The following is a 7,235-nucleotide window of genomic DNA, read 5'->3' on the forward strand; positions in this document are numbered from 1 at the left end:
TTCGCTTTGAATAAAGGAGTATTGACCATGGCACATGTAGTGATTTTAGGCGCAGGAACCGGCGGCATGCCCGCCGCCTATGAAATGCGGGATCTGCTCGGCCCCAAACATGAGGTGACGCTGATCAGCGAAAATCCTTATTTCCAGTTCGTTCCCTCCAATCCCTGGGTCGGAGTGGGCTGGCGGCAGCGGGAGCAAATCGTGTTTGATATTGAGCCGCATACCAGTCGCAAGCGCATCAATTTTATTGCCCAGCGCGCCGACCGCATTGATCCGGAACGCAACACCATTGATCTCGCCAATGGTTCCAGTGTCCATTATGACTATCTCATCATCACCACGGGACCCGCTCTGGCTTTCGATGCCGTTCCCGGATCCGGTCCCCATGCCGGACATCAGAAGCCGACCCATTCCATTTGCACCGTCGATCATGCTGAAAAAGCCTATGCGGCATACATGAACCTGCTGGACTCCAACAATCCCGATCCGATTATCATCGGCGCCATGCCCGGTGCCAGCTGCTTTGGCCCCGCCTATGAATACGCCATGATTGTCCTCAGTGATCTGGAAAAACGCGGAGCACGCAGCAAAATCAAGGAATTCCACTTCATCACTTCCGAGCCTTATGTCGGCCATCTGGGTCTGGGTGGCGTCGGGGACTCCCAGGAAATTCTGACCCGGGGCCTTGGTGAAATGGGGGTTCAGGTACACACCAACATGAACACCACCAAAGTGGATGATGGCAAAATGTTCTGCGAGCACCTGAATGCAAAAGGCGAAAAAATCGGCGTCGGCACCCATGACTTCGGTTTTTCGATGATGCTGCCTTCTTTCAAGGGCGTAGATGCCGTAGCCAAGGTGCCGGAACTCTGTAATCCCAAGGGCTTTGTCATCGTCGACGAACATCAACGCAGCCCCAAATATCCCAACATTTACTCGGCGGGCGTTTGTATTGCCATTCCTCCGGTAGAACAGACTCCGGTACCCACCGGTGCGCCCAAAACCGGTTATATGATCGAATCCATGGTCACCGCCCTCGTCCACAACATTCAGGCAGAAATTCAGGGCAAGGCACCCACTGCCGAAATGGGCACCTGGAACGCCATCTGCCTGGCTGACATGGGCACGAGCGGCGCTGCTTTTGTGGCCTTACCCCAATTCAAGCCCCGGCGTGTTGACTGGTTCGGAGAAGGGCCCTGGGTGCATTGGTCCAAGATTGCCTTTGAAAAATACTTCCTCGCCAAAATGAAAGCCGGGGTTTCTGAGCCTTTTTATGAAAAGCTGGTCTTCCAGATGCTCGGCATTTCCCGTCTGAAAAGTGACGAACCCGCCCATCTCCGCAAAGTGGGCTGAGGGCACTCCCCTGGCGCAGATTGTCTGCAGATCTGCGCCAGGGGCCGTTATCTTTTCAAAGGAGGACAAATGTGATGAGTGCTGCCGAAATGAGTCAAGCCGTCAATAACCCGACGGAAACGCCGGATTGGTCGCAGGTGCTGGACCTCAGCCATGCTATCGAGGATCAGTTGCGTTTACTATACGCCATGCTGGACGAGGTAACTGCCGATACCGATGTCCGCAGTGCTGCCCTGCATATCGCCTGTGAGGCGGGACACCTCTGGTCGGCCACCCAAAAACTGGCGCAGGTCACCGGTGTGCACTCTGCCGCCGACCTGGAGGCGCGGGTCGAATCCGGCGTCCGCATGCTGGAACCCCTGCTGGTCGCAATGAGTACGCTGATGGAAACCCTGCCGGAAGTGCTCGGCGATCTGGCTAAATCCGGCACCATGCAGCAACTGGGCATGGCCACCGTAGAATGGACTGATATCCTGAAACGGATAACCTGCCTCATCCAGGGTGCCTCACCTTCCCTGACGGCACGCATTTCGGGACTGGTAGACGATGCCAGCCGCTGGTCGGGAGAACTGGTAGTCGCCTGGGAAACCCTGGCTGCGACCCTGCCGGAGGTCATGCAGGATGAGATGCTTCACAAGAACCTGAATGATTTGCAAAAAGCGATTGGTGTCTGGGCCTCGGTCGCCATTGAAGCCCGGACGATGGTTGCCCGCTGTGGGGGAGGCAACATGGCATCAGGTGCGCGGGCTCTGGTCTGCTCCATCCGTGATGGCCTGGACGATGCGGAACAGAAAGGCGGGTCAAGCAGTGGCGGGATTTTTGCCCTAATACGCCTCGTGCTGTCCGGAAAAACGATCTATGTGCTCCGCAATGTCATCTCCATCGCTTACCGGGTCCTCAAAACTATGAATGCATCCGGTAAAAAAAAGACGGCCGGGTGATGACTCGCAATGCCGGCATACTGGAAATGTTCAAACGGGCACATCGCACGGGTGGCACCATGGTCGAGGTTTTCAAATCGCTGTCCTTGTTCATCATTGGTGCCAGCATCATCTGGTCGGCTACGCATTTTTATGTGCACCTGATTCATCGTGGCTATGCGACCTTGCAGGATTTACTGCTGCTTTTTGTGTATCTGGAAATCGGGGCCATGACCGGCATTTATTTCAAAACCGGAAAACTGCCCGTGCGCTTTCTGATCTACGTCGCCGTGACGGCCATCGCCCGCTATCTGGTGGTGGATGTCGATCATCTTAAAGCGATGTCCGTATTGACCATGAGTATCGCCGTCATTGTACTGATGGCGGCCCTTTGGGTGGGTGATCATATTCATTCCAGCGAGGATTAGGTCTGCCAGTTTTCATTTTAATTTAAAAAGTTACATCACGGAGGTGAAATATGACTACAGCAACTTCTTCAGTACAGATTATCAAAAAAAGTGGCGGTTTTTATTCCTGGCCACTGCTGGCCATTCGCGGAGTAGCCGCATTGGTGTATGCGCTGGTGGCCCTGGCCGATTTCAAGGCAACCATTCCATTACTGGTCTGGTTTTTTGCCATTTACGTTCTGTTTGATGGTGCTTACGCCCTCCGGGTGGCCGCCGGTCAGCAAATTGATGGGCTATGGACCCGTCTAGCCGTGATTTTTAAAGGTCTGTTAGGCATTGCCGCAGGCATCATCGTCATCTATTGGGATATGAGTGCAGGCTCCACCCTCTACATTCTTCTGACCGTATTCGTCTGGGTGGCCTTGTCGGGTATTCTCGAAGGAGTCTGGGTGATCCGCAACATTAAAAACAAGGAACTCGTGCTGATTATAGGCTCTGGCGCTTATCTGGCCCTGGCGGTAGCCCTCCAGTTTCTGTTCGCACTGGCTCCACAAGCCGGTTCGTCCATATACAGTTGGATCATCATCGGTTTCTCGGCCGCCTTTGGATTAGGCATGCTGATCATGAGTTGGGCCATGCGCAAAAACCAGTTCGGATAAGAGGCATCGCTTTACCTAGTGTAGTGTTGCATTCTTAATGAAACTTAAGGTTAATGAGGATAAAATAGCCCCATGTTGAGGGTATGAATGGAGTCGAGCCTTGCGAGGTGAAAGTGGATGTGGCCCGTCTGGTAGAATTGACCACGCAGAAACGATGACCCACGACTACAAACGTAATGGCACTACGACCTTGTTGCCGCACTCAACGTGCTGGATGGTCAGGTCATCGGACAGTGTCAACAGCGCCATACCCATCCGGAATATCCGAAGCCGCTACCACGCCTCCGCAGCGCATGGCTTCCACTCCGGAAAAATCAAAGCCCTGCCCCACGCTGGGGCACACCGTCACCACCGCCTGCCGGAATAACAAGCGCAGGGCTTCGGCAGGCACACTATGGAGCAAAAACAGACTGCCCTACTCTATCCTGGGCGGCCCTTTGGATAAGATTTTTTGGTGATGGATTCATTATTACCAAACTGCATGCAGATAATTCTGTCGAATCAAAAGATCCTTACTTAACAGGGGCTCTTCATTCACCCTTGCCTGGGCCACAATCAACCGGTCGAATGGATCACGCGTCCAAGCCAGAGAAAAGGCCGCACGACTCACCATCGCAAAGGGGATGGTGCATACTGCAAGGCCGATGGTCTGCGCCAACTCTGCAAATAATGTGTCCGGAGTCACTGTCACCACGCCTTTTTCGTTGAGATATTCAATTTCCAGCAAAGCCATAGGAGACACCCTGAGTTCATGTGTCTCCATCATCTGCTGACCTTCCGCTGTGAATTTATCCAGCATGCCCGCATAAAGCCAAACCAGAACGTGTGTATCAAGATAAACGATGGACATCTTCAGCCTGCCATTCCGAAGACCAGTCCAGATGTACTATGGTTTCTGGATCGCCCTGAATCACTCCAGGATGAGGGCGGAGACGCGCCAGCTTCGCCATGGACGATAAGCTCTCTTTGGGAACAATCTGTAAATGCCGACCTTTCCACTCCACATCTTCCGGCTTACCCGTAGCCAGCACGCGACGGAGTACCAAAAAAAGATTTGCGCGCAATTGTGTCGCATTCATAGCGCCTCCAACATGTACATACATAAGCAAAAACTGTACACCCGCAAGCGATAATATACAAACGCCCTCAATGAATCCCTTTGTCGGCCACTGTGGCACGAATCCTGTGTATGCCGATTAACCAGAAAGATGAGCACAACCCAGTCGCGCCAGGCGTCGGGCGCTTTCGCGCTCAATCAAGGCACGCAAAGCTTCTTTCAGCAACGCGCCCCGGTCTTCCACACCAGAAAGATTTTTGGCCTGCACAAGGAGGTCATCATCCAGATTAACGGTCGTTCGCATTTGAGAAACCTCGCTAATACTCTGGCACTGCTCGGGTTTGAATAATATGGGCGAATCACCCGGAAAAGTTTTGAGATAGTGCACAAGCCCAGGCGGTTTTGATTGCATTGCAGACACGCCGACCTGAGCGTATAAACACTTATGTACATAAACACTTTTGGGAGGGCTTTATGAATACCGTACGCTGGAATATCGCCGTATCGCCGGAAATAGATCAGTCCGTGCGTATGTTTATTGCCGCGCAGGGCGGCGGTCGCAAGGGCGACCTATCGCGTTTCATTGAGGAGGCAGTGCGTGCCTATCTTTTTGAACGGGCTGTCGAGCAAGCCAAAGCTGCCACGGCGAGTATGGACGAGACAGAACTGAATTCCCTTATCGACGAGGCGGTACAGTGGGCGCGTAAACACTGATGCGGGTCGTCCTCGACACCAACGTGCTGCTGGTCGCACTGATCTCGTCGCACAGCACTCCAGACATCATTTATCACGCTTGGCTTGCGGCACGTTTTGAACTGGTGACAGGCGCAGCGCAGCTCGATGAACTGCGCCGGGTGAGCCGTTACCCGAAGATCAAGACCATCCTGCCTGCACATCGCATTGGCACCATGATAAACAACATTCAGCGCGCCATTGTGCTCAACACGCTGCCGCCGCTACCGAAAGGTATCGAGGCCGACGATCCGGATGATACCTTTTTGTTAGCAATGTCTCTGGCTGGTAATGCTGATTACCTCGTGACTGGTGACCATCGCGCCGGTCTGCTCCGACGCGGTAACATCGGCCGCACGCGCATCGTCACACCAGTCACCTTCTGCGCCGAGGCACTTTAACTTCAAGCCAATGTCGTTCCGCCGAGGCATTCGGTCTGCAGGTGGTATCCGAGAGCGCGCGCATCCAGTCTCCAGCCCGCGCAGCGCGCTTCGAATGATCCTGCTCGATACGAACGTGATTTCGGAAACACAGCGCCAGGAGCCTCAAGCGCGTGTCCTTAACTGGCTCGACGCGCAAGCGCTAGAAACGCTCTACCTGTCCGCGATCACGGTAGCCGAGCTGCGGGAAATTGCCCAAAAACTTGACCGTGCAGAGATTCTACCGGAAGCAGATTATCACCTGAGTTTTTCCGATTCTGTACAGCTTTTTCGTGAGCTTACGCCAGCGCGGTTGGTGCTGCTGAAACATCTCAAAAAGAATGGCCCACAGTCCATCTACGAGCTAGCCAGGCAGTTGAACAGGAACTACAGCAACGTGCATACCGATGTTCAGAAACTCACAGAGCACCACCTTATCGACAAAACGGAAGATCAGCAGATTTTTGTGCCTTGGGACGATGTGGAAATTCACCTGTCCTTGAGCGCCGTGGCTTAACCTTCTCCCCGCCCTGGAACGGCGGGGAGTTGACTGCGCACCCTCTCACGCTATGTGACCATCAGCACGTCTAAAACCATCAATATCTCTGACCGTACCCACATGCTGACCTTGCTCAAGGAAATGTTAGCTGCTTGGAGCAAGACCTGATACAATGGTGCAATTGTATATGAGCCAGGCCGAAATCGGGCATTGGAGCCCACGGCAGGTCGTAATTTGATCGCGCCGAGTTCCGTTCACTGGGAAATGGGCAATGCCTTTTCGGCCATGATCAAACGTGGTCGTACGACATTGAAGCAGGCCACAGCATGCCTTGATGCCTATTCTGAGATTTCCATCAAGCTGGTTGAGGTGAATCTGAATCAAGCTTTGGCTCTTGTATCCAAGCATCGCATCTACGCATACGACGCCTACTTGCTGGTGTGCGCCATGCAATCCCATTCACCACTGCTTACCCTTGACCAACCTCTTAAACAGGTGGCTGAGTCCTTGAGTATCAAAATCCTGGAGGTCTAGCTCATGAAGGTCTACACATTCTCTGAAGCTCGTCAAAAGTTCTCGACCGTACTCGATTCAGCCCAACTTGAAGGGGCGGTGAAAATCACACGTCGAGATGGTCGCGCATTCCTCATCCGCCCGGTTCAGAAATCTCTGTCTCCTCTGGACGTCAAGGGCGTGAGGTTGAATCTCAGCCGAGACGAAATTGTCAACGCTGTTCGAGAAGGGCGCGAGCGTGAAGCCCGCAGCTAACAAATCGTTGCAGCGGTCGTTTGACCCGGCACCCGCAATAAACAAAACAGACCAAGTCGCAGAAAAGGCAAAAAAACTCGCATACACTCATAAGGTTAGGTAACCAGGCTAATACTCTGACCCTGTTCGGGTTTGAATAATAAAACAGCCTGATCTGGAGTGGCCGCCTCAATACCGAATGACAAGAAATGCAGGGTATTTCGCGTAATCACAACAAGATGATTAAGCTTCGCGATGCCTGCAATCACCGCGTCCGCCATGCCCGGATGATGACCCGCAGCCAAGGATAAGGCTTCCAGCCGGCGAGCTATGCTCGAAAGTGGTGTACGGGCCGTTACAACTGGCTTGAATGAGGTGGCGTACTGTTGCTACAAAGGGTTTCCGACTCAAAGAGCAACATAAGGAGTACGCCGTGGAAAAG

At 53.3% G+C, this 7,235-nt stretch carries 14 protein-coding genes; 9 read left to right on the forward strand and 5 right to left on the reverse strand.

What is annotated here, in order from left to right:
- The first annotated feature begins 27 nt into the window (after window positions 1-27).
- From H7F08_RS11685 to H7F08_RS11700, 4 genes are all read left to right on the forward strand, one after another.
- The gene (locus H7F08_RS11685) at window positions 28-1,353 is read left to right on the forward strand and encodes an NAD(P)/FAD-dependent oxidoreductase (protein ID WP_193640623.1); all 1,326 of its coding nucleotides are present in this window, start codon (window positions 28-30) and stop codon (window positions 1,351-1,353) included.
- A 74-nt stretch (window positions 1,354-1,427) separates the two neighbouring features.
- Window positions 1,428-2,294, forward strand: coding sequence for a hypothetical protein (locus H7F08_RS11690; protein WP_193640624.1), 867 nt, complete (start codon window positions 1,428-1,430; stop codon window positions 2,292-2,294).
- On the forward strand, window positions 2,294-2,701 hold the full coding sequence (locus H7F08_RS11695) for a phosphate-starvation-inducible protein PsiE (protein ID WP_031575148.1): 408 nt from the start codon (window positions 2,294-2,296) through the stop codon (window positions 2,699-2,701). The genes H7F08_RS11690 and H7F08_RS11695 overlap by 1 nt, the downstream gene beginning before the upstream one ends.
- A 50-nt stretch (window positions 2,702-2,751) precedes the next feature.
- Window positions 2,752-3,339: a hypothetical protein gene (locus H7F08_RS11700; RefSeq protein WP_010639856.1), complete on the forward strand. Its 588-nt coding sequence runs from the start codon at window positions 2,752-2,754 to the stop codon at window positions 3,337-3,339.
- A 223-nt stretch (window positions 3,340-3,562) separates the two neighbouring features.
- On the opposite strand, the gene H7F08_RS11705 is transcribed toward H7F08_RS11700, so the two are convergent.
- From H7F08_RS11705 to H7F08_RS11720, 4 genes are all read right to left on the reverse strand, one after another.
- On the reverse strand, window positions 3,563-3,742 hold the full coding sequence (locus H7F08_RS11705) for a glycosyltransferase (RefSeq protein WP_226842664.1): 180 nt from the start codon (window positions 3,740-3,742) through the stop codon (window positions 3,563-3,565).
- 66 nt (window positions 3,743-3,808) lie between these two features.
- Window positions 3,809-4,189: a type II toxin-antitoxin system VapC family toxin gene (locus tag H7F08_RS11710; protein WP_010639854.1), complete on the reverse strand. Its 381-nt coding sequence runs from the start codon at window positions 4,187-4,189 to the stop codon at window positions 3,809-3,811.
- Window positions 4,170-4,418, reverse strand: a complete 249-nt coding sequence (locus H7F08_RS11715; RefSeq protein WP_010639853.1) for a hypothetical protein — start codon at window positions 4,416-4,418, stop codon at window positions 4,170-4,172. The genes H7F08_RS11710 and H7F08_RS11715 overlap by 20 nt, the downstream gene beginning before the upstream one ends.
- 117 nt (window positions 4,419-4,535) lie before the next feature.
- Window positions 4,536-4,700 carry a type II toxin-antitoxin system VapB family antitoxin gene (locus tag H7F08_RS11720; RefSeq protein WP_024892809.1) on the reverse strand — a complete coding sequence of 55 codons (165 nt, stop codon included), beginning with the start codon at window positions 4,698-4,700 and terminating at the stop codon, window positions 4,536-4,538.
- Between the two features lie 170 nt (window positions 4,701-4,870).
- Between H7F08_RS11720 and H7F08_RS11725 the strand changes: the two genes are divergently transcribed.
- The 5 genes from H7F08_RS11725 (at window position 4,871) to H7F08_RS11745 (ending at window position 6,814) form a co-directional block, all read left to right on the forward strand.
- Entirely contained in the window at window positions 4,871-5,110 is a 240-nt protein-coding gene (locus tag H7F08_RS11725; RefSeq protein WP_010639849.1) for a ribbon-helix-helix domain-containing protein, read from the forward strand.
- Entirely contained in the window at window positions 5,110-5,529 is a 420-nt protein-coding gene (locus H7F08_RS11730; RefSeq protein ID WP_193640626.1) for a putative toxin-antitoxin system toxin component, PIN family, read from the forward strand. Before H7F08_RS11725 ends, H7F08_RS11730 begins: the two co-directional genes overlap by 1 nt.
- A gap of 94 nt (window positions 5,530-5,623) precedes the next feature.
- Window positions 5,624-6,064 (forward strand): PIN domain-containing protein, encoded by a 441-nt coding sequence (locus H7F08_RS11735; protein WP_226842665.1) that lies wholly within the window; start codon window positions 5,624-5,626, stop codon window positions 6,062-6,064.
- 192 nt (window positions 6,065-6,256) lie between these two features.
- Window positions 6,257-6,580, forward strand: coding sequence for a type II toxin-antitoxin system VapC family toxin (locus H7F08_RS11740; RefSeq protein ID WP_193640627.1), 324 nt, complete (start codon window positions 6,257-6,259; stop codon window positions 6,578-6,580).
- A gap of 3 nt (window positions 6,581-6,583) precedes the next feature.
- On the forward strand, window positions 6,584-6,814 hold the full coding sequence (locus tag H7F08_RS11745) for a type II toxin-antitoxin system Phd/YefM family antitoxin (protein ID WP_193640628.1): 231 nt from the start codon (window positions 6,584-6,586) through the stop codon (window positions 6,812-6,814).
- 95 nt (window positions 6,815-6,909) lie between these two features.
- Here the strand turns inward: H7F08_RS11745 and H7F08_RS11750 are convergent, their stop codons facing one another.
- Entirely contained in the window at window positions 6,910-7,098 is a 189-nt protein-coding gene (locus H7F08_RS11750; RefSeq protein ID WP_193640629.1) for a hypothetical protein, read from the reverse strand.
- Window positions 7,099-7,235: the final 137 nt, after the last annotated feature.

This window comes from Acidithiobacillus sp. HP-11 (assembly GCF_015100075.1).
Lineage (GTDB): Bacteria > Pseudomonadota > Gammaproteobacteria > Acidithiobacillales > Acidithiobacillaceae > Acidithiobacillus > Acidithiobacillus thiooxidans.